Source organism: Streptomyces sp. NPDC107528, assembly GCF_055639295.1.
The window spans coordinates 58,154-82,130 of record NZ_JBVKAV010000007.1; the positions used below are offsets into that span (position 1 = coordinate 58,154).

A 23,977-nucleotide genomic window follows, 5' to 3' on the forward strand; every position below is an offset into this window, starting at 1 on the left:
AAACCCCCTACGGTGCGACCGACTTGAAGTCCGCGAACCCGCTCGGGTCGTGCCGTCCGAACGAGCCGTGCTCGAAGATGCCGTGGCCGACCCGGTCGTCCAGCCGGAAGCGCGCGGCGTGGTCGGTGACGCCGTACGCGGCCAACGGGTGGGCCTCGGTGAGGTCGTAGGTGTGCCGGTCGGTCCATCCGCGCCCGCGCCACATGCCGTGCTGCCAGTCGTCCGCGGGCGGGTAGCCGGCGCCGACGGCGAGCGGGGAGGAGGCCAGGACCTCCACCTCGAGCTCCTGTGGCTTGCGGATGTCGCCGAGGTGGATGAGGGCGCGTTCCGGCTGGCGGGTGCCCGACCGGTAGCTGATCTCGGCCTGGGGCCAGCCCAGTTGGCGGTCGCGGTGGCCGGGTCGGACCATCGTCGCGTCACTCAGCGAGCGATGTCCGTCGGCGTCCTCCTGCACGATCACCATCAGGAACCGGTCCTCGAAGCGCACCGGGCACCAGATCCAGTGGAAGCCCTCGGTCGGATGCTCCTCGGCGAACCGCCCGCCCTCCTCGCCGGGCATGGGGCGCACCCCCCAGCTGCGGTCGCGGGTGCCGGTCCACTCGGCGGGCGCGACACGGAACTCCGCACCACCCGCGCGCACGACCCCCTGCACGCCGCCCGCCTGCACGAAGCGACGCCCTTCGAGTGTGAGCCGGTCGCCGCGGCGTTGGAGGTGGTGCGGTTCCCAGAGGGCGGGGAACTCGGCGGTCCACGTGATGTCGTACGACAACTCGTCGTCGTCGCAGGTCAGTCGAAGACGTCGCAGCGGCTCCACGACCTCGATGCGCAGCGGTCCGACGGCGAGCCGCATGCGGTCCTCGCCGAGGGCGTCCGAGGCCCGCACCGCGTGCAGCGTGTCGCCCACCCGCAGGGTCGCGTAGGCGTCGATCACGCCGGCGTTCGGATAGACCCCGAGGCCGAGGATGAGCAGGGCACGCCCCTCGTGGTCGAGGACGTGGAAGATGCAGCGGTCGTAGGCGTTGCGGTCGCTGGTCGCGACGTACCTCATGGACAGCGGAACCTGGTGCACCGGGTACTCGTCGAGCGGTACGGGACGGTGGTCGTCGGCCATGGCTGACCTCCCTGGCGGCGGCTGGGCTGACGGTACGTCAGACAGCCGTACGTGGCCAGAGAGCGAGCCGGACGTCCGTGAACTCACGCCCGATTTCAGCGAGCGGTGACTTGTCCGCCCACCTCCGCGTTGCCCTGGTATGCCCCCCACCTATTCGGCGACCGGACCGCAGCGCCGCATCTTCGTGCCGCGGCCCGCAGGAACGCTTGCGCCGGCGCCTCCGCAGCAGCCGGATCCGCCCATCTACCGCGAGTTGATGCGCACCTGGGCCGACCGCGGCCGCACCCTGCCCGGGCGCCACGACCCGGAGTGGATCCGGCTCGCGGCGCCGCAGGTCAAGCGCGGTCAGTTCAGCGTCCCTCGGGACCTGCTAGGTGACGGGCGATGACCATCCGCTGAATCTGGTTGGTGCCCTCGACGATCTGCAGGACCTTGGCCTCGCGCATGTACCGCTCGGCCGGGAAGTCCGCGGTGTAGCCGTATCCGCCGAGGATCTGGACGGCGTCGGTGGTGACCTTCATCGCCGTGTCGGTGCAGTGCAGCTTGGCCATGGCCGCCAGCTTGGAGAACGGCCGGCCGGCGTCACGCAGCCGCGCCGCCGCCAGGTACAGTGCGCGGCCGGCCTCGATCTGCGTCGCCATGTCGGCGATCATGAAGCGCAGGCCCTGGAAGTCGGCGATCGGCTTGCCGAACTGCCGGCGCTCGGTCGCGTACGTCACCGCCTCGTCGAGCGCCGCCTGAGCGACGCCGATCGCGCAGGCCGCGATGCCGAGCCGTCCGGAGTCCAGCGCGGACAGGGCGATCGCGAAACCCTGGCCCTCGTCACCGATGCGCCGCTCGTCGCCGACCCGGACCCCGTCGAAGTGGACCTGGGCCGTGGGCGAGCCCTTCATCCCCATCTTCTTCTCGGGCGCCGCCGCGCTCAGCCCCTGCGCGTCACCGGGCACGAGGAAGGCGGTGATCCCGCGCGGGCCGTCCTCGCCGGTGCGCGCCAGGACCGTGTAGAAGTCGGCGATGCCGCCGTGCGTGATCCAGGCCTTGGTGCCGGTGATCACCCAGTCGTCGCCATCGCGCACCGCCTTGGTGCGCAGCGAGGCGGCGTCCGATCCCGACGCCGGTTCCGACAGGCAGTACGCGCCGAGCAGTCCGCCGCCGAGCATCGCGGGCAGGTGCTCGACCTGCTGCTTCTTGGTGCCGTAGGCGGCCAGGGAGTAGGAGGCCAGGGTGTGCACGCTGGCACCGAGGCCGACGGTGAGGCGGGCCGCGGCGAGCTCCTCGAGGACCTGGAGGTAGACCTCGTACGGCTGGTCGCCGCCGCCGTACTCGACGTCGTAGGGCAGGCCGAGCAGTCCCGATTCCGAGAGCAGGGTGAAGACCTCGCGCGGGAAGAGTCCGGCGTCCTCCTCCTCGGCCGCCTTCGGGGCGATCTCACGCTGCGCGATGTCGCGGACGAGCGAGATCAGATCCCGGGCCTCGTCCGTGGGCAGTTGACGGTCCACCGGCTGCGGGGCGCGGTCGGGCATGTCGACGATCCTCCCTGTCGGGCACGTCGGCGGACGTACGCCTTGGGTGGGGCGGCTCCGCCGGGTCTCACTGGTGCCGGTCCGATGCTCGCAATTTCCGGGTCTCGGAAGCTGCTGAACAGCGGCTGTGCGCTGTGAGTATGCCCGATCGGAGGCAACCGGTCACCGGTTAACGACCGCTCACTCCAAGAAGTATCCAGCAAGTTATCCGCGGCACCGAAATTGGTCCGAACCATTGACGTACTGGTCTAGTCCTCCTACCTTGGCGGAGCGGTTCACATCATCGCGTTCATGCCAATCGGCACAGCTCCCCTCTCCCCCACGGAGGAGACATCCCGATGCACACTTCGCACCGCCCCCGCGTCCGGTTCCGGGCGCTCGTGTCCGCCGCTTGCGCGGCCGTCCTCGGCGCCGGGCTGCTCGCCGGCGCCGGCACCGCCACGGCGGAACCCGCCCCCTCGGCGCCGCGACTGGCCGCCGGCTCCAAGGTCATCGGCTACTTCACCGAATGGGGCACGTACGACCGCAAGTACTACGTCAAGAACATCGAGACGTCCGGCTCCGCGGCCAAACTGACCCACATCAACTACGCGTTCGGCAATGTCACCGGCGGCAAGTGCGCGATGGGCGACAACTACGCCGCGACCGAACGCACCTACACCGCGGCCGAGTCCGTGGACGGCGTCGCCGACACCTGGGACCAGCCGCTGCGCGGCAACTTCAACCAGCTGCGCGAACTCAAGAAGAAGCACCCGGGCCTGAAGGTCCTGTGGTCCTTCGGCGGCTGGACCTGGTCGAACGGCTTCGGCGAGGCGGCCCGCAACCCCGCCGCGTTCGCCCAGTCCTGCTACGACCTGGTCGAGAACTCCAAGTGGGCCGATGTCTTCGACGGCATCGACATCGACTGGGAGTACCCGAATGCCTGCGGCGCCACCTGTGACACCAGCGGCCGGGAGTCGTTCAAGAACCTGATGTCGGCGGTGCGCGCCAAGTTCGGCTCCGGCAACCTGGTCACCGCGGCGATCACGGCCGACGCGACGAGCGGCGGCAAGATCGACGCGGCGAACTACGCGGGTGCGGCGCAGTACGTCGACTGGTACAACCCGATGACGTACGACTTCTTCGGGGCCTGGGACGCGACCGGTCCGACGGCTCCGCACTCCGCGCTGAACTCCTACTCGGGCATCCCGAAGGCCGGCTTCCACACCTCGGCGACCATCGCCAAGCTCAAGGGCCTCGGCATCCCGTCGTCCAAGCTGCTGCTCGGCATCGGCTTCTACGGCCGCGGCTGGACCGGCGTCACGCAGTCGGCGCCGGGCGGCACGGCGACCGGGGCGGCCGCAGGCACCTACGAGGCGGGCATCGAGGACTACAAGGTCCTCAAGACCAAGTGCCCGGCGACCGGGACCGTGGGCGGCACCGCGTACGCCAAGTGCGGGAACAACTGGTGGAGTTACGACACCCCCGCGACCATCGCGGCGAAGATGACGTACAAGAACCAGCAGGGGCTCGGCGGGACGTTCTTCTGGGAGCTGAGCGGGGACACGACGGGCGGTGAGCTGATCAAGGCGATCAACTAGCCGGTCGCACGGGGGGCGAGGGGCGGAGGTCCACGAGACCTCCGCCCCTTGTCGTGGCCCGGGTCAGCCGTCGCGGCGGGCCGGCTCCGGTGCCGGGTAGGCGGGGTCCATCTCCTCGATGGCACGCATGGCGCCGCCCAGCGTCTTCACCAGCAGTTCGCGCATGGTGTCGCGGGGCAGCTCGGGGCGGTCGATCCAGTCGAGGGTGGCGCCCTCGACGCTGCACACCCATGCGAGCAGGCCCATCCGGGCGAGCGGGGCGATGTCGGTACGGCCGTACGCGCCCTCGGACAGGGTCGCCACGATCGCCTCGCGGACACCGTCCCGGATGGCATGCACCTCGGTGTCGAAGCCGACGCCGCCGCTCACGATGGTGCGGTAGGAGGCCTGGTTGTGCTCGGCGTAGCGGAGGTAGCTGTCGATGGTGCGGTGGACGCGGTCCACCGGCTGAAGTTCGAGGCCGCTCGCGGCGAAGGTGACCAGGTCGGCGACGGAGTCCTCGATGATCGCGAGGTAGTAGCCACGCTTGGACTGGAAGTAGTAGTAGATGAGCCCCTTGGCGACATGGGCCTGCCGGGCGATGTCGTCCATGGAGAGCGCGTCGTACGACGTGTCGGCGAACAGCTTCCGCCCGATGACGATGAGTTCGGCACGGCGCGCCATCGAGCGCTCGGTGCCGCGGGCCCGGGGGCGGGCCGCGTCGCGCTGTTGACTGATATTCAATTTCGACCCTGTTATCCAACGGGCGGCAGGACATCCGCAGTATGGCAGAGGGACACCAGCCGCTCGTTCGATTCTGATCGACTCTGATGGAGCCGCTCTGCAGCAGAGTCGCCAAATGTCCGGTCAAAGAGGCCCGTGTGTGTCAAGTCACAGCAGACCGAGCTGCGTGACCAGCATCGCGACGACCACCACGAGGGTCCAGCCCATGACGTGCTCGAGGATCTTCGGGCCGTCTTCCTTCGGGCCGCCGGTACGGACGCGGGTGGCGGTGGCTGAGTGCGCGGTCATACGCCCACCCTGCCACCGCGACCGGCATGTGCGGCGGAGAGGTTGGTCACAGCCGAGGGCCCCTCAGCGCACCCCCGCCGCCGCGAGCGCCGCGCGCTGGCGCAGGGTGGGACGCGCCGGGAAGTAGAGGTAACACACGCCGCCGGTGCCGGAGACGACCTTGCCGTCGGCGTTGTACCGCTTGGTCCGCAGCCAGATGTTCTCCCACTCGCGCCGCTTGTAGACGCGCCGCACCGCCTCGTTGCTCGGCGAGTTCGGGTCGTTGGCGATCACGTCGCCGTCGGCGGTGAAGCCGACGACGGTCATCAGATGCCCGGCCGTGCCGTACCCGGCTCCGGTCAGCTCCTGCTTCAGGAAGGACTGGGACGTTATGGCCGGGATGCCGGCCGCGATCAGCCTCTCCAGTTCGGCGAGCGAGCCGAGCCGGGTGACGACGCCCTGCATGTCCTTGAACGTGGCCGCGTAGGCGGCGTTGAACGGCCAGTTCCCGCAGCCGTCGTACTGGTAGTCGAAGGTGAACCGGGCCGCGTGGCAGACCTGGGGGTCGGCGAACGCCGGGTCGACCCAGGCCAGCTGCTCCTGGGTGAGCCGGCCGCCCCAGTACTCGACGATCATCTGCGAGGAGGTGGGGCTGCACCAGGCCTCACCGCCGTTGTCGTACTCGGGGTACTGGCCGATGTGGATCTCCTGCGAGTAGCGCGGAACGGTCAGCTCCCGGGCCCGGCCGGGTGTGGAGGCCGGGACGGTGAAGCGGTCGGGGACGTCGGAGCCCATCGCGCCGGCCCGCCAGACCTTGGGGGTGATCTTCGTGCCGGGCTTGCGGTAGAGGGTCAGCCGCAGCCGGTAGGAGGCCAGGCGCAGCCCGGTGGCCGGGTCGTCGATGGCGAACGTGTCCGTCCACACGCTGCTCTTGCCGTCGCTCTGGTCGTCGACCGAGGTCCGCCGGATGTCCTGGTCGCCGGCGGCCCAGCGCCCCAGCACGTACCAGGGGGTGGCGCCGCCGTCCGAGTACGTCCCCTGCAGTTCGATCTGCAGCCAGCTGCCGTCGGGGGTGTGCGCGTTCCAGGAGGCGATCGCCTCGGTCGCGGGGACGGTGAGCCGGTGGACGGGGGACGTCCAGGTCGCGTACTCCCAGCGGGCGGTCCTGCCGGTGTGCGGGTCCGTGTAGTCGGTGCTGCCGGCGGGCTTGGCGATCACGATGCCGGGGCGGGCGCCGGCGACGGCACGCGTACCCCGGGCCGCGCCGCTGCGCCAGTCGGCGTACGTGGTCCAAGCGCGGTTGTCGACGGTGCGGGCCGGGGCGGAGGCAGGGTCCTTGACCCCGGGGCGGGCGGCTGCGACCGCCTGGCCCGCGCTGCCGGTGACGGCTGCGGCGACCGCGGCTGCCAGAACGATTCTGCGGGACGGCTGTTCGGCTCTGCTCATGGGCGGAAGAACCCCCAGGTGTCCGAGTCGGGCGGGTCCGGTGCACGGTTGTCCGCCCACTATGACCGCGGGCGCCTTCGTCTGCCAGCACTTGGCGCCTGGCGCGCCCCACCAATATTGGTGTCGACCAGTGGCATGTCCTGAGGGCGGTTCCCGGCCCTCCAACCGCCCTGCGCGCGGGGTGGGATGAGCGAGCGGGGGGTCCCGGCGTACGCCACTGCGGTGGCGTACGCCGGGAGGGGTGACGAATCGTCAGACGAGGTCCATGGCGGCGACCTCGTCGGGGCGGCCGTAGCTGACCGGGCCGTGGAAGCGGCGGCGGGCCGAGGCGAACCACCACACCGTGGCCACCGCCAGGACACCGGCCAGCGCGACCGGTGCGTAATTGAAGGTGTCGGCGGTGACCGGCGAGGCGTGCGGCAGCATGAACAGGACGCTGCTGAGCAGGATCCAGGTCACTGCCACCACCCCGACCGGCCGTCCCCAGCGGCCCAGGTGCCACGGCCCCGGCTGGAACTCGTCACCGAGGCGCAGCCGGAGCAGGATCGGGACGGCGTACGCGAGGAACAGGCCGACGACGTTGACGCTGACGATGGCCGTGAACGCCGTGTGCGACCACCAGCCGGGCAGCACGAGCGCCAGCGAGCAGGCGACGGCGAGCCACACCGCCTTGACGGGGGTGCGGGTGCGCGGCGAGACCGAGTGCCACCATCGGGAGCCGGGCATCGCGCCGTCCCGGGAGAAGGCGAAGATCTGCCGGGTGTTGCTGGTGAGATTGGCGAGGCCGCAGAAGAGCATCGCGCCGATCACGATCAGCAGCAGCACCTTGGCGGTGCCCACTCCGAGCCCGTCGATCAGGATCTGCACGGGCGGTGCGTCGGCGCTCGCCACGCGGTCGTAGTCACGAATGCTGTAGACCAATGCGAGCATCAGCAGCAGTCCCGCAATCGCCGAGTACGCGATCGCCCGCGTGATGCCCCGCGGGGCATTGACCGTCGCCCGGACCGTTTCCTCGGACATGTGGAAGCTGCCGTCGAAGCCGGTGAAGGTCCAGCTCGTGACCAGCAGACCGAGCATCCCGCCGTAAAGGCCGCTCGTGAAACCGGTGTTGTTCGCGAAATGCGTGACGAACGAAGCCGACTGATGATGATCGGGCATGACGATCAAAGCGCTGACGATGACGACCAGCCCGATCAGCAGCCACCACACGGAGATCCGGTTCAGCACGGCCACCAGGTGCACGGTGTAGGTGTTGGCGAGCCCCTGGAGCACGATGATCAGCGCTGTGATCAGCACCGTCCGGTGACCCGACGGCTCGTAGGAGGGCCACTGCAGGGCGATGAACGCCTGGATGAAGGTCGCGGCGGCGTACCCGGTGGCGGCCGTGCCGCCGACCTGGCCGACGAAGTTCAGCCAGCCGGTGTACCAGGACCAGGCGCCCTTGTGCCGTTTGGCGAGCTTTCCGGCGGAGAAATACAAAGCGCCGCTCGTCGGATAGGCGGAGGCGACTTCCGCCATTGCTGCTCCCACGAAGAGCACCATGACGGAGACGCCTATCCAGCCGAAGACGAGAACGCTCGGACCGCCCGCGTTCAGACCGAAACCGAAACCCGAGAAGATTCCCGAGATTATGTTGATGATGGTGAATGAGATGGCGAAATTGTCGAACGCCTGAAAGCGGCGGGTGAGTTTTCTCGGATAACCCATCGCATGCAGGGTCGCGTCGTCGTCGAGCGCGCTCGGATCGGCTCCCCCGCGCGCTCGGGCACGCGGGGCCGTCATCCGTTCTGACACGGGCCGGACCTTTCTCTTGGTGGGGGGTTGCGGTTCGTCAGGCGCCCGGCACCAGCAGGCCGCAGGCGCGGCGCGCCCGGGACAGCTGCTCGGCCGGGTCGCCGAAGACGGACCAGGGCATGCGCGAGGCGTACGGCCCCATCGCCGTGAAGGCGGCGCGTGCCTCCTCCTCGTGCCGGGCCATGACCAGGGCATGCGCGAGATAGGCCAGGTCGAGGACCGGCGTGAAGGGGTAGTCGGTCACCGTCGGCAGCCAGTGGTGGTGGATCGCCAGGGCGGTCGTGCGCCACTGCGGCTGTTCCCAGACCCGGTCGGCGAGCAGCTGGGTCGGGTCGTAGCACTCCACCAGGGCGACCAGCGGCAACAGCCTCAGCGGCGAGTCGACGGGCGCCCGCTGGCCGAGAAAGGCGGCGACGTCCCAGGCGGCGGTCACGGAGCCGCCGTACCGGGTGAAGAAGCAGGCCAGAAAGCGGTGGTGGGCCTCGCGGTGCCAGGGGTCGATGGAGAGGATGTGCGCGAACAGGCGCCACGGCCCGGGCGGGGCGGTGAGCAGTCCGCGGGGCGCCCGGTCGCGCAGCCGGTGGAGCCGGGCCATGGCCAGCTTGGCCACCCAGGGCGTGGGATCGTCGGGATCCGCCGTCGCGGCCCGGTCGCAGGCCGCCAGCGCTATCCGCTCCAGCGCCTCGGTGCGCGGGTCACGCACGTCGGCCGCGCGCAGCGCCCGCAGCACCGCCACCCGCGCCCACAGCAGCGCCGCCTCGGGTCCCGGTTCCTCGGCGAGCCAGCGCTCGACGAGATCGGAGTCGGCGGCCTCCGAGGCGAGCACGAGGGAGCGATGGGCCCGCAGGGCGAAGTGACCGCGCGTTTCGGTCAGGGCATCGCGGGCGCTCAGATACCGCCCGGCCCGGACATCGACGCATACGCTCGCGAGCACGCGGTCGTCGGCCGCCGGATGCCACACATACTGCCCCTCGAATAACCCCGCGGCCATCTGTCCCAGCCCATCCCCGTTACGGCGCCTCACAGTTGCACACCAGGCACCTTACTCAGCGTGCGGCTCAACCGGAACGCAGATTTCAGTGTGGTGGCTTGAGTTTTTCGGCGGCATTGTGGACATCCGCCGGCTAGTTCAAAGCGACACCTTTTCTCATCCCGTCTCTGCATCCGCTTTCACCCGCTACTAGAATGTTCCAACGAAATATGCCCACCGCCCCGTCTCACTTCAGGAAAAACGATTCACGACCTCGCCACCCGGCTCCGCCGTCTCCCCCCGTCCTGCGGCCCGGTCCGCCTGATCGCCGTCGACGGACACGCCGGCTCCGGAAAGTCCACGTTCGCCGGGCAGTTGGCCCGGGCACTCGGCGACGCCCCGGTACTGCGCCTCGACGACATCGCGAGCCACGACGAGTTGTTCGAGTGGACCGAGCGACTGCTGAGCCAGGTCATCGAACCGCTCGCACAGGGTGGGACCGCCCACTGCACGCCCTACGACTGGCGGGCCCGCCGCTTCGGACCGCCCCGCGCACTGCCGCCCGCTCCGGTGATGCTCGTCGAGGGTGTCGGCGCCGGCCGCCGAGCGCTGCGCCCGTATCTCGCCCAACTGCTCTGGATGGAACTGCCGCGCGAGGAGTCCTGGGCGAGGGGCCGCGCGCGGGACGGGGAGGAGCAGCGGGAGTTCTGGGACGGGTGGGTCGGGGCGGAGCGAAAGCACTTCACCGAGGACCCGTCCAGACCCTTCGCCGACCTTCTGGTTCTGCAGTGCGGGAAGGGATATGCGGTGGTTCGTGGGCCTGCCGGGACCAATGGACCGGACCACGCCATCACACAGGGTGATGACCCATCGGCAATGTGCTGAACTTGTGAAGAGCCCTTCTGGGCAAGTTCGCGGAGTGCCTCAACTCTGCTTGACCCGGGGGCCGTACAGGACTTACGTTCTGAATGTGCGGTCATTCGAGGCCGCCCCGCAGACGCGAAGCCCCCGGTTGTTCCCCCGTGATCGGGGGCTTCGTTCTGCGCTCACTCCACTTTTCGGGCGCCGAGAGGCGCGATTCGCTCACCCTCGGTCACCGAGCGCGCTCCGCCCGATCTGCCCCCACCTCGCCAAACGGCCGGTGCGGCACCCTGGGGCGGGCGACACCCTCGCAGGTACGATGCCATCGGTGCGACCTACGGACGGCTGCTCTGCGCACCGTTGCAACTCCGGTCCGCGGCACGGCGGTTCGACCACGGCGGCCGACGGACGAGCGGTCGGCCAACCGACGGGGGCACGGTTTGTGGGGGACGTGATGGACTTCGGCACGCGGGGCCCCGAGGCTCCGGCCGACCTCGCCTGGTTGCGAGGTGTGGACGCCTACACGATGGGGGCCTATCCGCAGGCGGAGGAGGAGTTCCGCACCGCGGTACGGATCGATCCCGGGATGGCCGACGGCTGGCTCGGTCTGCACGCGCTGCGCGTCGACACGACGACCGCGCTGCTGCGGATGTTCCGGCACCGGGACCGCTTCGGGGAACAGCGCGCGCGGCATCGGCGGAGCATCAACTCCTGGTACTGGCTTGGCTGGTGGGTGCAGCCGGTGCTGGAGAGCCCGCGCGATCTGCTGCTGGCGCACGCCTCGCACTGGCTGGACGGCCGGCACGTCCCGGAGCTGGACCGGGCGCTGGCCGGGCTGCCGCCCGTGGACACCGATCACCAGGTCCGCTTCCTGCACGCCTGCCGCGCCTATCTGGTCAAGGACTGGGACCAGCTCGTCCGGCACACCGACCCACTGCTCGACGACACGATGCTAGGCATCGAGGCAGGTCTGTTCGGCGGCATGGCGCGGGTCCGGCTGGAGATGTACGGGCAGGCCGAGCCGCTGCTGTCGGCCGCGCTGATGAGGTGCCGCAGCGAGCAGCCGCAGCGCAAGGAGCTGCGGTACTGGCTGGCCCGCGCGCACGAGGGCACGGGCCGGTCCGCCGCCGCTCTCCCGCTCTATCGTGCCGTGCACCGCGTCGACCCCGCCTTCATGGACACGTCGGCCCGGCTCGCAGCCATCGCCGAGGGCGACGGATACGACGACCCGGCCGACCTCGCGGCGATCACCCTCACCGGGATCGGCCCGGACCTGGGCGACGGACCCGACGGACTCGACCCGATCTTCGGCTTCGAGGGACGGGACCTGAAGCTGTCGGACCCCGATCTGCCGCCGACCGGTCCGCTGCCGTCGGTGGTCGACCCGGCGGTGCGCGAGAAGACGGCCGTACCGGCGCATCAGCTGCCCGCCGGGCCCACCGACCCCCAGTTACTCGAGGAGGCGCTCGCCGAGCTCGAGCGCATGGTCGGGCTGGAGCCCGTGAAACGCCAGGTCAAGGCGCTGTCCGCCCAGTTGAACATGGCCCGGCTGCGCACCGGGCAGGGTCTGCCGGTGCAGCCGCCCAAACGGCACTTCGTCTTCTCCGGCCCCTCCGGCACCGGCAAGACCACGGTCGCCCGCATTCTGGGCCGCGTCTTCTACGCCCTCGGGCTCCTCGGCGGCGACCATCTCGTGGAGGCCCAGCGGGCCGACCTGGTCGGCGAGTATCTGGGCCAGACCGCCGTCAAGGCCAACGAACTCATCGACTCCGCGCTCGGCGGGGTCCTCTTCGTCGACGAGGCCTACTCCCTCTCCAACTCCGGCTACGGCAAGGGCGACGCGTACGGCGACGAGGCCCTCCAGGTGCTGCTGAAGCGGGCCGAGGACAACCGGGACCACCTGGTGGTGATCCTCGCCGGCTATCCCGAGGGCATGGACCGGCTGCTGGCCGCGAACCCCGGTCTGTCCTCGCGCTTCACGACCCGTGTGGACTTCCCTTCGTACCGTCCCCTCGAACTGACCTCGATCGGCGAGGTGCTCGCCGCGGAGAACGGGGACGTGTGGGACGAGGAGGCGCTGGACGAGCTGCGCTCCATCGCCGGGCATGTGGTCGATCAGGGGTGGATCGACGAGCTGGGCAACGGGCGGTTCCTGCGGACGCTGTACGAGAAGAGCTGTGCGTACCGGGATCTGCGGTTGTCGACCTATCCGGGAGCCTTGACGAGGGACGACCTGTCGACGCTGCGGCTGCCTGATCTGATGCAGGCGTACGGAGAGGTTCTGTCGGGAAGGGGCCCGCAGGATCCGTCGGCCATGTGACGGATCCCGCGAGCCGGTGCGCGATTAGCCGGCCAGTGCCTCTTCCGGCTCCCCGGTGTTCACCCGCGGCGCCGTCACCCGTACCTCCGGCAGCTCCCGGTGCGCTGGGTCCCGTACCTCGCCGACCAGGAGTTCCAGTACGTCCTCCAGCGCGACGAGCCCCAGCACCTTGCCGGACGCGTCGGCCACCTGGGCGAGGTGCGTCGCGGCGCGGCGCATCACCGTGAGGGCGTCGTCCAGGGGCAGTTCGGAGCGCAGCGTCGTCATCGGGTGCCACACCTGCTGCGGCACCGCGCGCTGCGACTCCTCCAGGTCCAGTACGTCCTTCACGTGCAGGTAGCCCATGAAGGCGCCGTTCTCCGCCGCGACCGGGAAGCGGGAGTAACCGGTGCGGGCGGTGAGGGCGACGATCTGGCCGGGGGTGACCGACGGGCTGACGGTCACCAGGGACTCACGCGTCAGTAGGACGTCCGTCACCGGGCGGGAACCCAGCTCCAGGGCGTCCTCCAAACGTTCCTGCTCCTCGGGGTCGAGCAGGCCCGCCTGGCCGGAGTCCTCGACGAGCCGGTTCAGCTGCTCGCTCGTGAACACCGCCTCGACCTCGTCCTTCGGGTCGACGCGGAAGAGCCGCAGGATGGCATGCGACACGGCGCCGAGGGCCACGGTGATCGGCTTGCAGAAGCGGGCGAACCAGACCAGGCCGGGGCTGAGCCACAGCGCGACCTTCTCCGGCGCCGCCATGGCCAGGTTCTTCGGCAGCATCTCGCCGATGACCAGGTGGAAGAAGACCACCGCGGCGAGCGCGATGACATAGGTGAGCGGATGGATCAGGCCGTGCGGCAGGTGGATCCATTCGAAGACCGGCGTCAGCAGGTGCGCCACCGTCGGTTCGGCGACCGCGCCCAGCGTCAGTGAGCAGACGGTGATGCCGAACTGCGCCGCCGCCATCATCTGCGGCAGCCGCTCCAGGCCGTACAGCACCTGGCGGGCCCGTGCCGTGCCCAGCGGTTCGATCTGGCTGCGGCGGACCGAGACGAGGGCGAACTCGGCGCCGACGAAGAATCCGTTGGCGAGCACGAGCAACGCGGCGAAGAGGAGTTGGAGCACGCTCATCGGGCGACCTCCACCACGGCACCGGTCCGGACCAGCCGGACGCGCTCGGCGCGGTAGTGGCCGACCCGGCGCACCGACAGCCGCCAGCCCGGCAGTTCCGCCTTGTCGCCGACGGCCGGGATGCGCCCGAGCAGGTCGGCGACCAGCCCGGCGACGGTCTCGTACGGGCCCTCGGGCACGTCGAGTCCTATGCGCAGGAGGATGTCGACCCGGCAGCTGCCGTCGGCGTCCCAGGCGGGGCGGCCGTCCTCCGGCGGAGCGGCGGCGAGTTCGGGCAGGTCCTGGCCGTCGTGCTCGTCACGGACCTCACCGACGAGTTCCTCGACGATGTCCTCAAGCGTGACCACCCCGGCCGTGCCGCCGTACTCGTCGACGACGACCGCGATGGGCTGCTCGCTGCGCAGCTGGGCGAGGAGGGGCTGGACCGGGAGGGTCTCGGGGACCAGCAGCGCCGGGCGGGCGATGCGGCCGACCGGGGTGCGCAGACGATCACTCGAACGGATCGCCAGGGCGTCCTTCAGATGGACCATGCCGACGATCTCGTCGATCTTCTCCCGGTAGACCGGGAAGCGCGACAGACCGGTGGCGCGGGTCAGGTTCACCACGTCCTCGGCGGTCGCCGACGACTGCAGCGCGCTGACCTTCACGCGCGGGGTCATGACGTGCTGCGCGGTGAGTTCGGCGAGCGACAGGGTCCGTACGAAGAGGTCGGCGGTGTCCTGTTCCAGGGCGCCGGCCTGCGCGGAGTGCCGTGCCAGGGAGACCAGCTCCCCCGGCGTGCGGGCGGACGCCAGCTCCTCGGCGGGCTCGATGCCGAGCGCGCGGACGAGGCGGTTGGCGACGGAGTTCAGGCCGGCGATCACCGGGCGGAACAGAGTCGCGAAGGCGTGCTGTGGGCCGGCGACGAAGCGCGCGACCTGCATCGGCCGGGACACCGCCCAGTTCTTCGGCACGAGCTCGCCGATCACCATCTGCACGGCCGAGGCCAGCAGCATGCCGACGACCACGGCCACACCGGGCACCGCGCCCTCGGGAATGCCTATCGCGGAGAAGGGGCCGCCCAGCAGCTCCGCGAGCGCCGGTTCGGCGAGCATGCCGACAACCAGGGAGGTGATGGTGATGCCGAGCTGGGTGCCGGAGAGCTGGAAGGACAGTTCCTTGAGCGACTCGACGACCCGGTGGGCCCGTCGGTCGCCTTCCGCGGCGGCCTTCTCGGCGTCCGTCGCCTCGACCGTGACCAGGCCGAACTCGGCGGCCACGAAGAAGCCGTTGGCGAGAATCAGGAGGAACGCGGCTGCGAGAAGCAGCAAGGGGATGCTCATGATGCCGCCGCCCCGGTATGTCGGGAGGGGGCGGCGCAGGTACTACAGGACGATCCGTCCATCGCTGGAGGGAATCACTCCTCGGGTAGCAGGGGATCTGATGGCCGGTTGGACCACCAAAGGCGGAGGCGTCATAGAAACGCCTCCGCCAACAGATTAATCAAGACATCGCGATTTACGGCAGGGGGAATGCCCCCGAGTCAGCCCTTGGGGCCCCTCTCAGCCCTGCTGCTCCTCGGGATCCCTGATGGAGCGGGCCTCGGCGAGCGCCCGCAGGGTGCGTGCGTCGGCGATGGCGCGCTGCTTGGCGATGCCCGGCTGGATGCCGAGCGCGGGCAGGCTGGTGCCGTCGCTGAGGTTGAGGAAAACCCAGGGGTCGCCGGGGCGGAGGTTCACCTGAACGATCTCGGCCCACTCCAGACGGCGCCTGGTGGCGATGTTCACCACGGTGACGCCGGACTCGTCGGCGACGACCTTCACGCGCGCCAGCATGGCCAGTACGCCGAACATCAGCGCGCCGGTGAAGACGAAGCTGAGCCGCTCCCCCGGGCCGAGCTTCTCCAGCAGCAGCGCGACCGCCGTGATGACGACGAAGATCGCGGTGCCGGCGGTGAGCAGGACGGCCCGGGTGCGACCCGGCCGGAACGTGACGGGCAGGGTGGGCAGTTCGGAAGACATCGGTGTACGGCCCCTCGACTCAGAGGCGGCAGGCGTGGATGGCCGTGGTCAGGATGGCCCGCGCCCCGATGTCGTACAGGTCGTCCATGATCCGCTGGGCCTCCTTGGCCGGGACCATCGCCCGGACGGCGACCCAGCCCTCGTTGTGCAGCGGCGACACGGTCGGCGACTCCAGGCCCGGGGTGAGGGCGACGGCCTTCTCCAGCTGCTCGACGCGGCAGTCGTAGTCCATCATCACGTACGTCCGCGCGACCAGGACGCCCTGCAGGCGGCGCAGGAACTGCTGCACCTTGGTCTCCTCGGCGTCCGCGCCGGTGCGGCGGATGACGACGGCCTCGGACTTCATGATGGGCTCGCCGAAGACCTCCAGGCCCGCGTTGCGCAGGGAGGTACCGGTCTCGACGACGTCGGCGATGACCTCGGCGACTCCGAGTTCGATGGCGGTCTCGACGGCACCGTCGAGGTGGACGACGGAGGCGTCGATGCCCTGCTCGGCCAGGTGGCCGGCGACGATGCCCTCGTAGGAGGTGGCGACCGTCTTGCCCTTGAGGTCCTCGATGCCGTGCGCGGTGCCGGGCTTGGCGGCGAACCGGAAGGTGGAGCGGGCGAAGCCGAGCGGCAGGATCTCCTCGGCGTCCGCGTCGGAGTCGATCAGCAGATCGCGGCCGGTGATGCCGATGTCGAGCTTGCCGGAGGACACGTAGATCGCGATGTCGCGCGGGCGCAGGTAGAAGAACTCGACCTCGTTCACCGGGTCGACGATCCGCAGTTCCTTGGACTCGCGGCGCTGCTGGTAGCCGGCCTCATGCAGCATCTCCGCCGCAGGGCCGGACAGGGAACCCTTGTTGGGGACGGCGATGCGCAGCATGAGGTCGGCTTCCTTCGTTCGCTCTTGCGGTGTGCGGGGGTGGTGGTGCTCAGAGGTGGGCGTAGACGTCGTCCAGGGAGATGCCGCGGGCGACCATCATCACCTGGACGTGGTACAGCAGCTGCGAGATCTCCTCGGCGGCCGCTTCCTTGCCCTCGTACTCGGCGGCCATCCAGACCTCGGCGGCCTCTTCGACGACCTTCTTGCCGATGGCATGGACGCCCTTGCCGACCAGCTCGGCGGTGCGGGAAGTGGCGGGGTCGCCGTGGGCTGCCTTGTGCTGGAGCTCGGTGAAGAGCTCCTCGAACGTCTTATTGGACATGGTGACGCTCAGCCTATGCCACATGTGCCTTTCGTCAGTGCCAGGGTTCAGATACTGAGCGGAGGGTCGCCGCGGTCGCCACGGCCGCCGTCACCGCCTCGTGCCCCTTGTCCTCGTTGGACCCCTCGATGCCGGCACGGTCCAGGGCCTGTTCCTCGGTGTCGCAGGTCAGCACGCCGAAGCCGATAGGGACACCGGTCTCGACCGACACCTGCGTCAGGCCCTGGGTCACGCCCTGGCACACGTACTCGAAGTGGGGGGTGCCGCCGCGGATGACGACGCCGAGGGCGACGATCGCGTCGTAGCCGCGGCCCGCGAGGACCTTGGCGACGACCGGGAGTTCCCAGCTGCCGGGGACCCTCAGCAGGGTCGGCTCGTCGATGCCCAGGTCGTGCAGGGCGCGCAGGGCGCCGTCCACCAGACCGTCCATCACCTTCTCGTGCCACTGCGCCGCGATGACCGCGACCCGCAGGTCGCCCACATTGCGTACGGACAGTTCGGGTGCGCCCTTGCCGCTCACGTTCTCAGGTCTCCTCGGTGTGCTTCTACTGGTTGGTGCAGGTGGTCAGGGGGGCCACGGGTGCCGGGTCCAGCCAGGGCAGGTCGTGTCCCATCCGGTCGCGCTTGGTGCGCAGGTACGTCAGGTTGTGCTCGCCCGCCTGTACGGGCATCGGCTCGCGCTCGGTGACCTTGAGGCCGTGCCCGAGGAGCGCGTCGGACTTGTCGGGGTTGTTGGTCAGCAGGCGCACGCTGCGCACACCGAGGTCGGCCAGGATCTGTGCGCCGGCGCCGTAGTCGCGGGAGTCGGCGGGCAGGCCGAGTTCGAGGTTGGCGTCGAGGGTGTCGCGGCCGCGCTCCTGGAGTTCGTAGGCGCGCAGCTTCGACATCAGGCCGATGCCCCGGCCCTCGTGTCCGCGCAGGTAGACGACGACGCCCCGGCCCTCGGCCTGGATGCGCTCCAGGGCCGCCTCCAGCTGGGGGCCGCAGTCGCAGCGCAGGGAGTGGAAGACGTCGCCGGTGAGGCACTCGGAGTGGACGCGGACGACGACGTCCTCGCCGTCGCCGATCTCGCCGTGGACGAGGGCGACGTGCTCGACGCCGTCGACGGTGGAGCGGTAGCCGTACGCCGTGAAGGTGCCGTGCGCGGTGGGCAGGTGGACCTCGGCCTCGCGGCGGACGGTGGGCTCGGCCGGCACCGGTCGCTGCTCGGCCCGGGCCGGCTCCTGCGCGGCCGGCTTTTGGAGTTCGGCGCCCCGGAGGTGGGCGATCAGGTCCTCGATGGAGATGATCGTCAAGCCGTGCTTGCGGGCGAACGGGATCAGCTCGGGCAGGCGCAGCATCTCGCCGTCCTCGCCGGCGATCTCGACGATGGCGCCGGCCGGGCGCAGCCCCGCGAGCCGGGCGAGGTCGACGGCGGCCTCGGTATGGCCGTTGCGGACGAGGACGCCGCCGGGCCTGGCGCGCAGCGGGAAGATGTGGCCGGGGCGGACGAGGTCCGACGGCTCCGCCTTGCCGCTCGCGAGGAGCTGGAGCGTGGTCGACCGGTCGGAGGCCGAGATGCCCGTGGTCACGCCGTGCGCGCCCGAGGCGTCCACGGAGACCGTGAACGCGGTCTTCATCGACTCGGTGTTGTCCTCGACCATCTGCGGCAGCCCCAGCCGGTCCAGCTCCTCGGGCTCCATGGGGGCGCAGATCAGGCCGCGGCACTCGCTCATCATGAAGGCGACGATCTCGGGGGTCGCGTGTTCGGCGGCGATGACGAGGTCGCCCTCGTTCTCCCGGTCCTCGTCGTCGACGACCACGACCGGGCGGCCCGCGGCGATGTCGGCGATGGCCTGCTCGACGGGGTCGAGCGACCAGTCCTCGAAGCCTTCGGCCTTGTGGGTGCTGTGCAGAACGGGTGCCGTGGTCATGCCGGCGCTCCTTCCAGGACGGGCCGCGCTTCCTTGCGGGAGCGCAGCCACCAGTCGCGCATGCCCCACAGGACGAGTGCGCCGTAGATGACGTAGACGAAGCCGGAGAAGGCGTAGCCGTTGGCGAAGTTCAGGGGCACGCCGACCAGGTCGACGAGCAGCCAGGCGAACCAGAACTCGACCATGCCGCGCGCCTGCGCGTACATGGCGACGACGGTGCCGACGAAGATGTAGGCGTCGGGCCAGGGGTCCCAGGACAGGGTCGGGTACGCCTTGAAGAGCAGGGCCACCGCGACGGTACCGGCGGCGGCCGCCGCGGCCATCACCCCGCGCTCGCGCCAGGTGGCGAACCGTACGGCGATGTGGCCGTCCTCGCCCTGCCCCTTGCCGCGCTGCCACTGCCACCAGCCGAACAGGGCGACGAGCATGACGACGGCCTGTTTGCCGGCGCTGCCGGTGAGGTGGCCGTAGAAGGCGCCGAAGAGGATCAGGCCGGCCAGGAACTGCACGGGCCAGGTCCAGATCGAGCGCCGCCAGCCGAGGGCGAGGGCGGCCAGGCCGAAGAGGTTGCCGACCATGTCCGACCAGAGGATGTGCTGGCCGAAGAGGGTGAAGGCCTCGGAGTTCAGCGAGTTCACTTGGCCGTCGCCCCTTCGGAGGAGCCGCGGCCGGCGGAGGCCTGGTCGGAGGAGACCCGGTCGCCCAGCATCCGCTCGACGTACTTGGCGATGACGTCGACCTCGAGGTTGACCGGGTCGCCGGGCTGCTTGAGGCCGAGCGTGGTCAGGTCGAGGGTGGTGGGGATGAGGCTGACGGTGAAGTAGTCGGGTCCGGCGTCGACGACCGTGAGGCTGATGCCGTCGACGGTGATGGAGCCCTTCTCGACGACGTACCGGGAGAGGTCCGCGGGGAGCGAGATCTTCACGATCTCCCAGTTCTCGGAGGGCTTGCGGTCCAGCACCTCGCCGGTGCCGTCGACGTGGCCCTGCACGATGTGGCCGCCGAGGCGGTCACCCACGGCGGTGGGGCGTTCGAGGTTGACGCGGGAGCCGACGGCGAGGACGCCCAGGCTGGAGCGGTTGAGGGTCTCGGCCATGACGTCGGCGGTGAACTCGTCGCCCTCGTGGTCGACGACCGTGAGGCAGACGCCGTTGACGGCGATGGAGTCACCGTGCTTCGCGCCTTCGGTGACGACGGGGCCACGCAGTCGGAAGCGACAGGCGTCGTCGAGGGTCTCGACGGCCGTGACCTGGCCCAACTCTTCGACGATTCCGGTGAACACTTCCCGGGTCCTCCTGCCACATCGGGGCACGGACTCCGGGGCTGTCGATGACGACAGAATGTACGAGCAGAGACACCGAGGGCGACGCCGGACAGGGCTCGCCTCAAGGACGAACCGGTACGGCGGCGCGCACGAATGCCCGCCCGCCGCGCACTGCCTCCCATCCGGACTTTAACCGTCGGTCCAGGAATTTCACCTGGTCAACCGGCCGCTGGAGGCGACCGGGTCGCGGACTGTAACCGCCGGTTCGGACTTTCACCGACCCCGGAGTGCGCTGCTACTGGTACAGAGCCAGTGTGCCACGCCTGATCGGCGTCCATGCGGGCGAATGCTGTGGGGTGGCTCACAGGCCGCCTGGCTGGACTTCTCCACTCTCAGGCGGCGCCGGGATTCGGCCGCACTCACGGACCGTTCACCTATTGGTCCATACCTATTGACTGACTGGTCTAGTCCTCTTTAGGGTCTGCCCAACTTCCGTGGAGAGGAACCGACTTGCTGTCCCCCTCACACACCCGGGCGAGACCCGCCCTGCTCGCCGTCCTCGGCACGGTCGCCGGCCTGGTTCTCGCCGGACTCCCGGCGACCGTCTCGCATGCCGTCGACAACGAGTCCTGCCGCCCCGACGGCCTCCACCGGACACCCGGTGTCGAGGCCCCGTACTGCTCGGTCTACGACTCGGCCGGCCGCGAGAAGATGGGCGCCGACCACCAGCGCCGGGTGATCGGCTACTTCACCGGCTGGCGCACCGGCAAGGACGGCACCCCCGCCTACCTCGCCTCCGACATCCCGTGGGACAAGGTCACCCACCTCAACTACGCCTTTGCGCACATCGACGGCAGCAACAAGATCTCCGTCGGCTCGGACGGTGCGGCCAACCCGGCGACGGGCATGACCTGGCCCGGCGTGGGCGGCGCGGACATGGACCCGGCGTTCCCCTACCAGGGCCACTTCAATCTGCTCAACAAATTCAAGAAGCAGCACCCGGGCGTCAAGACGCTGATTTCGGTGGGCGGTTGGGCCGAGACCGGCGGCTATTTCGACGACAGCGGCACGCGCGTGAACTCGGGCGGCTTCTATTCGATGGCCACGAACGCCGACGGCTCGGTCAATCAGGCCGGTATCGACACGTTCGCGGATTCGGCGGTCGGGTTCATCAGGAAGTACGGATTCAACGGCGTCGACATCGACTACGAGTACCCGACGTCCATGAAGGGCGCGGGCCACCCCTTCGACTGGTCCGTCTCCAACGCCCGCCGGTCCGGCCTGGTCAAGGGCTACGCCGTCTTGATGAAGACGCTCCGCGAGAAGCTCGACCGCGCCGGCGCTGCGGACGGCAGGCACTATCTGCTCTCCGTCGCGGCGCCCTCCAGCGGATATCTGCTGCGCGGCATGGAGACCTTCCAGGTCCAGAAGTACCTGGACTACGTCAACATCATGTCGTACGACCTGCACGGCGCCTGGAACGAGTACGTCGGCCCGAACGCCTCGCTCTTCGACGACGGAAAGGACGCCGAACTCGCGGCGGCGGGCGTGTATTCCACGTCCCAGTACGGCGGAATCGGCTATCTGAACACCGACTGGGCGTACCACTACTTCCGCGGTTCGATGCCCGCGGGCCGGATCAACATCGGACTCCCCTACTACACCCGGGGATTCAAGAACGTCACGGGCGGCACGGACGGGCTGTGGGGCAAGGCGTCCTCGACGACGTGTCCGGCGGGTTCCGGACTCACCAAGTGCGGCGACGGGGCCGTCGGGATCGACAACCTGTGGCACGACCTCGACACCGCGGGCAAGGAGTCACCGGCGGGTTCGAACCCCATGTGGCACGCCAAGAACCTGGAGAAGGGAGTCGTCGGGGACTACGTCACCAAGTACGGCTTCCCGGCCGACACCCGGCTGAGCGGCACGTACGCCCGCAAGTACGACTCCACGCTGGTGGCGCCCTGGCTGTGGAACGCCGAGAAGAAGGTGTTCCTGTCCACCGAGGACGAGCAGTCGGTGAACGCCAAGGCCGACTACGTGGTCGACCAGGGCATCGGCGGCACGATGGTGTGGGAGCTGGCCGGGGACTACGGCTGGAACACGGGCAAGGGCCAGTACGAGCCGGGGGCGACGCTCACCTCCGCGATGTACGAGAAGTTCAAGTCGGCCTCCCCGTACGGCGCGAAGCGGTCCACGATCGACCTTCCGGCCGAGGCGCTGGACATCGACGTCGAGTTCGGGCAGTTCCCGCTCGGCGACTCCAACTACCCCATCAGCCCCAAGCTGAGGATCACCAACAACTCGACGGCGACGCTGCCCGGCGGAACGGAGTTCCAGTTCGACTACGGCACCTCGGCGCCCGGGAACGCCAAGGACCAGTCGGGATGGGGGACTTCGGTGATACGCAGCGACCACACGGGGAGCAACGTCGGCGGGCTGAAGGGCGACCACCACCGGATCTCGCTGAAGCTGCCGGGCTGGCAGACGCTGGCACCGGGGGCGTCCGCGGAGCTGGACTTCGTGTACTACCTGCCGGTGTCCACACCGTCGAACTGGACGGTGACGTTCGGCGGGAAGACGTACGCGCTGGCCGGGGACCTGGCACGCGGGACGACCGTCGTGCAGCCGGGGCCGGGAACTCCGTCCCCCACGCCGACCTCTTCCGGTGGAGAGTGCACCGGCCCCGTCTGGAACGCCACGACGGAATACGGCGGAGGCAGCACGGTGTCCCACGAGGGGCACTCGTGGAGGGCCAAGTGGTGGACCAAGGGCGAGAAGCCCGGCACCACCGGTGACTGGGGGGTGTGGCAGGACCTCGGAGCCTGCTGAGCCCCGCGCAGACGACCCGGCGGCGGTGACGACGGCCCTTGCCCGCCGCCGGGTCTCCCAACGACCACCGCCGGCGGCTCTGGCAGGGTGAAGGTCATGACGACCGCGATCGCCGACGAGTTCGAGACCCACCGCCCCCGGCTGTTCGGCCTGGCCTATCGCCTGCTGGGCTCCGCCGACGAGGCCGAGGACACCGTCCAGGACGCCTACCTGCGCTTCAGCGGTGCCGACCGGGACGGGATCGAGTATCCGGGGGCCTGGCTCGCCAAGGTCGTCACCAACCTCTGTCTCACCCGTCTGACTTCGGCCAGGGCCCGGCGCGAGCAGTACGTCGGGCCCTGGCTGCCGGAGCCCGTGGTCACCTCGGACGGCACGCTCGGGCCCCTGGAGTCCGCCGAACAGCGGGACGCGGTGTCCATGGCGATGCTGGTGCTGCTGGAGCGGCTCACCCCGACCGAGCGGGCCGTGTACGTGCTGCGGGAGGCGTTCGCGTACGGCCACCGGGAGATCGCCGAGGTGCTGGAGCTGACCGAGGCCAACTGCCGGCAGCTGTATCGGCGGGCGGTGCAGCGGGTGGGTGAGGAGCGGTCGCGGTTCGAGTCGACTCCCGAGCGGCAGGAGGAACTGGTCAGGTCGTTCCTCACGGCGGCCCGCGACGGGGACCTCGGTGGACTGGAGAAGCTCCTCGCGGCCGATGTCGTCTGGTCGAGCGACGGCGGCGGCAAGGTCTCGGCGGCCCGGCGGCCGATCGAGGGCCGGGACAAGGTGTTCCGCTTCCTGGCGGGTGCGACGCGGACGTTTCTGGCCGGCATGCACTTCACGGCGGTCGAGATCAACGGCTCGACCGCGCTGGCCGCCTGGGAGGGCGACACGCTGCTCACGGTGGTGGCGTTCGAGCTGCGGGACGGGCTGATCGCGCACGCGTGGGCCACGGTGAACCCGGACAAGCTGGACTTCGTACGCCGTCAGCTGGCGCGGGCGTAGAAGGGTCGCCGCAGGGGGCAAGTCCGGCGCTGTCACATTTCAGGCGGGGTACTCGGTCTCAGCTGATGAGGGGCGCTCCACCCGGG

Annotated in this window: 21 protein-coding genes and 1 riboswitch; of the genes, 5 read left to right on the plus strand and 16 right to left on the minus strand. The window is 69.9% G+C overall.

The genetic code is table 11. The features are described from left to right. Positions 1–7: 7 nt before the first annotated feature. Both ACZ7L5_RS22650 and ACZ7L5_RS22655 read right to left on the minus strand, forming a co-directional pair. Positions 8–1,111, minus strand: a complete 1,104-nt coding sequence (locus ACZ7L5_RS22650) for an Rv3169 family protein (RefSeq protein ID WP_471518511.1) — start codon at positions 1,109–1,111, stop codon at positions 8–10. A 350-nt stretch (positions 1,112–1,461) separates the two neighbouring features. Continuing rightward, positions 1,462–2,634 (minus strand): acyl-CoA dehydrogenase family protein, encoded by a 1,173-nt coding sequence (locus tag ACZ7L5_RS22655; RefSeq protein WP_328882952.1) that lies wholly within the window; start codon positions 2,632–2,634, stop codon positions 1,462–1,464. 338 nt (positions 2,635–2,972) lie between these two features. Between ACZ7L5_RS22655 and ACZ7L5_RS22660 the strand changes: the two genes are divergently transcribed. Further along, on the plus strand, positions 2,973–4,214 hold the full coding sequence (locus tag ACZ7L5_RS22660; RefSeq protein ID WP_471518512.1) for a glycoside hydrolase family 18 protein: 1,242 nt from the start codon (positions 2,973–2,975) through the stop codon (positions 4,212–4,214). Between the two features lie 63 nt (positions 4,215–4,277). Here ACZ7L5_RS22660 and ACZ7L5_RS22665 read toward each other — a convergent pair whose 3' ends face one another. The 5 genes from ACZ7L5_RS22665 to ACZ7L5_RS22685 all read right to left on the minus strand — a co-directional run bounded on the left by ACZ7L5_RS22665 (position 4,278) and on the right by ACZ7L5_RS22685 (position 9,435). Further along, positions 4,278–4,937, minus strand: coding sequence for a TetR/AcrR family transcriptional regulator (locus ACZ7L5_RS22665; RefSeq protein WP_362381296.1), 660 nt, complete (start codon positions 4,935–4,937; stop codon positions 4,278–4,280). A 147-nt stretch (positions 4,938–5,084) separates the two neighbouring features. Continuing rightward, positions 5,085–5,225, minus strand: a complete 141-nt coding sequence (locus ACZ7L5_RS22670) for an SCO1431 family membrane protein (protein WP_328429045.1) — start codon at positions 5,223–5,225, stop codon at positions 5,085–5,087. A gap of 63 nt (positions 5,226–5,288) precedes the next feature. Beyond that, complete coding sequence (locus ACZ7L5_RS22675; protein ID WP_471518513.1) at positions 5,289–6,650, minus strand: peptidase C39 family protein; 1,362 nt, start codon at positions 6,648–6,650, stop codon at positions 5,289–5,291. 252 nt (positions 6,651–6,902) lie between these two features. After that, on the minus strand, positions 6,903–8,444 hold the full coding sequence (locus ACZ7L5_RS22680; protein ID WP_406417507.1) for an amino acid permease: 1,542 nt from the start codon (positions 8,442–8,444) through the stop codon (positions 6,903–6,905). A gap of 37 nt (positions 8,445–8,481) precedes the next feature. Beyond that, positions 8,482–9,435 (minus strand): hypothetical protein, encoded by a 954-nt coding sequence (locus tag ACZ7L5_RS22685; RefSeq protein WP_471018903.1) that lies wholly within the window; start codon positions 9,433–9,435, stop codon positions 8,482–8,484. 207 nt (positions 9,436–9,642) lie between these two features. Between ACZ7L5_RS22685 and ACZ7L5_RS22690 the strand changes: the two genes are divergently transcribed. Both ACZ7L5_RS22690 and ACZ7L5_RS22695 read left to right on the plus strand, forming a co-directional pair. Then, complete coding sequence (locus ACZ7L5_RS22690) at positions 9,643–10,299, plus strand: uridine kinase family protein (protein ID WP_471518827.1); 657 nt, start codon at positions 9,643–9,645, stop codon at positions 10,297–10,299. Positions 10,300–10,729: 430 nt separating this feature from the next. Then, on the plus strand, positions 10,730–12,595 hold the full coding sequence (locus ACZ7L5_RS22695; RefSeq protein ID WP_467483798.1) for an AAA family ATPase: 1,866 nt from the start codon (positions 10,730–10,732) through the stop codon (positions 12,593–12,595). Positions 12,596–12,619: 24 nt separating this feature from the next. Here the strand turns inward: ACZ7L5_RS22695 and ACZ7L5_RS22700 are convergent, their stop codons facing one another. The 9 genes from ACZ7L5_RS22700 to ACZ7L5_RS22740 all read right to left on the minus strand — a co-directional run bounded on the left by ACZ7L5_RS22700 (position 12,620) and on the right by ACZ7L5_RS22740 (position 20,093). Beyond that, complete coding sequence (locus tag ACZ7L5_RS22700; protein WP_471518514.1) at positions 12,620–13,708, minus strand: hemolysin family protein; 1,089 nt, start codon at positions 13,706–13,708, stop codon at positions 12,620–12,622. Then, entirely contained in the window at positions 13,705–15,030 is a 1,326-nt protein-coding gene (locus tag ACZ7L5_RS22705) for a hemolysin family protein (RefSeq protein WP_383247174.1), read from the minus strand. Before ACZ7L5_RS22705 ends, ACZ7L5_RS22700 begins: the two co-directional genes overlap by 4 nt. 219 nt (positions 15,031–15,249) lie before the next feature. Beyond that, positions 15,250–15,708, minus strand: a complete 459-nt coding sequence (locus ACZ7L5_RS22710) for a PH domain-containing protein (RefSeq protein WP_471518515.1) — start codon at positions 15,706–15,708, stop codon at positions 15,250–15,252. A gap of 19 nt (positions 15,709–15,727) precedes the next feature. Beyond that, positions 15,728–16,576, minus strand: coding sequence for an ATP phosphoribosyltransferase (gene hisG / locus ACZ7L5_RS22715; RefSeq protein WP_328882941.1), 849 nt, complete (start codon positions 16,574–16,576; stop codon positions 15,728–15,730). Between the two features lie 49 nt (positions 16,577–16,625). Further along, a complete protein-coding gene (locus ACZ7L5_RS22720; protein ID WP_030946750.1) occupies positions 16,626–16,898 on the minus strand; it encodes a phosphoribosyl-ATP diphosphatase in 273 nt (90 codons plus the stop codon). Positions 16,899–16,932: 34 nt separating this feature from the next. Further along, complete coding sequence (ribH, locus tag ACZ7L5_RS22725; RefSeq protein WP_328429037.1) at positions 16,933–17,418, minus strand: 6,7-dimethyl-8-ribityllumazine synthase; 486 nt, start codon at positions 17,416–17,418, stop codon at positions 16,933–16,935. Positions 17,419–17,443: 25 nt separating this feature from the next. Continuing rightward, entirely contained in the window at positions 17,444–18,811 is a 1,368-nt protein-coding gene (locus tag ACZ7L5_RS22730) for a bifunctional 3,4-dihydroxy-2-butanone-4-phosphate synthase/GTP cyclohydrolase II (protein ID WP_471518516.1), read from the minus strand. Next, positions 18,808–19,449, minus strand: coding sequence for a nicotinamide mononucleotide transporter family protein (locus ACZ7L5_RS22735; RefSeq protein WP_471518517.1), 642 nt, complete (start codon positions 19,447–19,449; stop codon positions 18,808–18,810). Before ACZ7L5_RS22735 ends, ACZ7L5_RS22730 begins: the two co-directional genes overlap by 4 nt. Next, positions 19,446–20,093, minus strand: a complete 648-nt coding sequence (locus tag ACZ7L5_RS22740; protein ID WP_471518518.1) for a riboflavin synthase — start codon at positions 20,091–20,093, stop codon at positions 19,446–19,448. The genes ACZ7L5_RS22735 and ACZ7L5_RS22740 overlap by 4 nt, the downstream gene beginning before the upstream one ends. A 146-nt stretch (positions 20,094–20,239) precedes the next feature. Then, positions 20,240–20,370: riboswitch (FMN riboswitch) on the minus strand. 215 nt (positions 20,371–20,585) lie between these two features. Here ACZ7L5_RS22740 and ACZ7L5_RS22745 point away from each other — a divergent pair. Beyond that, a complete protein-coding gene (locus tag ACZ7L5_RS22745; RefSeq protein ID WP_471518519.1) occupies positions 20,586–22,907 on the plus strand; it encodes a chitinase C-terminal domain-containing protein in 2,322 nt (773 codons plus the stop codon). A gap of 96 nt (positions 22,908–23,003) precedes the next feature. Further along, positions 23,004–23,891 carry an RNA polymerase sigma-70 factor gene (locus tag ACZ7L5_RS22750; RefSeq protein ID WP_471518520.1) on the plus strand — a complete coding sequence of 296 codons (888 nt, stop codon included), beginning with the start codon at positions 23,004–23,006 and terminating at the stop codon, positions 23,889–23,891. Positions 23,892–23,977: the final 86 nt, after the last annotated feature.

Bases quoted from the DNA above. Each gene is read 5' to 3' on its own strand.
- ACZ7L5_RS22650 (WP_471518511.1), bottom strand. From the start codon at position 1,111: ATGGCCGACGACCACCGTCCCGTACCGCTCGACGAGTACCCGGTGCAC.
- ACZ7L5_RS22655 (WP_328882952.1), bottom strand. From the start codon at position 2,634: ATGCCCGACCGCGCCCCGCAGCCGGTGGACCGTCAACTGCCCACGGAC.
- ACZ7L5_RS22660 (WP_471518512.1), top strand. From the start codon at position 2,973: ATGCACACTTCGCACCGCCCCCGCGTCCGGTTCCGGGCGCTCGTGTCC.
- ACZ7L5_RS22670 (WP_328429045.1), bottom strand. From the start codon at position 5,225: ATGACCGCGCACTCAGCCACCGCCACCCGCGTCCGTACCGGCGGCCCG.
- ACZ7L5_RS22675 (WP_471518513.1), bottom strand. From the start codon at position 6,650: ATGAGCAGAGCCGAACAGCCGTCCCGCAGAATCGTTCTGGCAGCCGCG.
- ACZ7L5_RS22685 (WP_471018903.1), bottom strand. From the start codon at position 9,435: ATGGCCGCGGGGTTATTCGAGGGGCAGTATGTGTGGCATCCGGCGGCC.
- ACZ7L5_RS22695 (WP_467483798.1), top strand. From the start codon at position 10,730: ATGGACTTCGGCACGCGGGGCCCCGAGGCTCCGGCCGACCTCGCCTGG.
- ACZ7L5_RS22700 (WP_471518514.1), bottom strand. From the start codon at position 13,708: ATGAGCGTGCTCCAACTCCTCTTCGCCGCGTTGCTCGTGCTCGCCAAC.
- ACZ7L5_RS22705 (WP_383247174.1), bottom strand. From the start codon at position 15,030: ATGAGCATCCCCTTGCTGCTTCTCGCAGCCGCGTTCCTCCTGATTCTC.
- ACZ7L5_RS22710 (WP_471518515.1), bottom strand. From the start codon at position 15,708: ATGTCTTCCGAACTGCCCACCCTGCCCGTCACGTTCCGGCCGGGTCGC.
- hisG (WP_328882941.1), bottom strand. From the start codon at position 16,576: ATGCTGCGCATCGCCGTCCCCAACAAGGGTTCCCTGTCCGGCCCTGCG.
- ACZ7L5_RS22720 (WP_030946750.1), bottom strand. From the start codon at position 16,898: ATGTCCAATAAGACGTTCGAGGAGCTCTTCACCGAGCTCCAGCACAAG.
- ACZ7L5_RS22730 (WP_471518516.1), bottom strand. From the start codon at position 18,811: ATGACCACGGCACCCGTTCTGCACAGCACCCACAAGGCCGAAGGCTTC.
- ACZ7L5_RS22750 (WP_471518520.1), top strand. From the start codon at position 23,004: ATGACGACCGCGATCGCCGACGAGTTCGAGACCCACCGCCCCCGGCTG.